The sequence below is a fragment of the Rhizobium sp. AAP43 genome (assembly GCF_001296045.1).
Lineage (GTDB): Bacteria > Pseudomonadota > Alphaproteobacteria > Rhizobiales > Rhizobiaceae > Allorhizobium.
Window position 1 is genome coordinate 1 of sequence record NZ_LJHS01000021.1, and the last position, 1,072, is coordinate 1,072.

Annotated in this window: 1 protein-coding gene; it reads left to right on the forward strand. The window is 65.9% G+C overall.

The features are described from left to right. Positions 1–120: 120 nt before the first annotated feature. Positions 121–720 carry a hypothetical protein gene (locus tag IP76_RS13650; RefSeq protein WP_054158787.1) on the forward strand — a complete coding sequence of 200 codons (600 nt, stop codon included), beginning with the start codon at positions 121–123 and terminating at the stop codon, positions 718–720. Positions 721–1,072: the final 352 nt, after the last annotated feature.

Genomic DNA, 1,072 nt, shown 5'->3' on the forward strand with positions numbered 1-1,072 from the left:
CGGCGACATCATCCACTCCCTGCGCATCAGTCGTTCCATCCAAGAGCAGCACCACTCAGGCACATCCACTGCTACCGCTGCCGCAACAGGCTCCCGCTGCCCCGTCGTGCAACTAACACCATGCGTTCCGTCCTTGCCCTCGTCGCGGCCGTCGCCGTGCTCGCCTGCCTTGGCGGCGCCTCTGCAGCCCTGAGCCCGGCCCAGGTGGAGAACGCCCTCAAGGCGCAGGCCCTGGACATCTCCAACCTCAAGGGGACGATGAAGAACCTGGGCGACCGCGTGACCGCCCAGGGCTCGCGCACCACCGCCCTGACCGGCCGCGTCAACGTGGTCAACAACACCCTCATCTCGGTCAACCAGAAGATCCAGCCGCTGCTGAAGATCCAGCCCAGCCTGATCCGCGTGCCCGAGCTTATCGATGACCTCGCAGCTCTGCAGGCAGCTGTGCAGCCCCTGCTCAACAACAGGGCAGCCCTGCTGGCCCTGCTGACCCTGCCTGCCAAGTTTGCCAACCTGACGTCAACTGTGGATGAGCTGGCAAAGGAGGTCAAGTCTCAGAACGCCAGCCTGGCCGCCATCAACGTCAACCTGGCCACCCTGGCACCCCTGCTGGACAACACTGTTGTGGGCAACCTCGTGAGCCTGTCCACCAACGCCGACAGCCTGCTGAGCCTGGCGCCCAAGGCGAACGCGCTGCTGGGCCTGCTCACCATCGGCTAAAGCCCATGCCCGCCGACCGCGCGCCTGCACCCCGTGCTCACCATCCCCTCATGTGCGCACCTAATGAGCACGCGTCTGCACCCTGCGTTGCAACACCGGGCGCGGCCCTGGCCCCCTGCACCCGCTGCTCCTCGGCCAGAGCGGCGAGGAGCCCGTCGGGGCCCGCCCAGCCACAGACACCAGCGACGAGCGACCTCTGTTGCCTGCCATTCCTTGTCCCGTGTCCCGCCTGCCGTTCCTTGTCTCGTATCCCAGCTGCCTTCCACCCTTCCCCGCCCCTTCCCCCATACATGCCATGCCCCCTTCCGAACACAAGTCATGGCCGAACCCGTTTCCAGCGCTCTTCTTTTTT

Bases quoted from the DNA above. Each gene is read 5' to 3' on its own strand.
- IP76_RS13650 (WP_054158787.1), top strand. From the start codon at position 121: ATGCGTTCCGTCCTTGCCCTCGTCGCGGCCGTCGCCGTGCTCGCCTGC.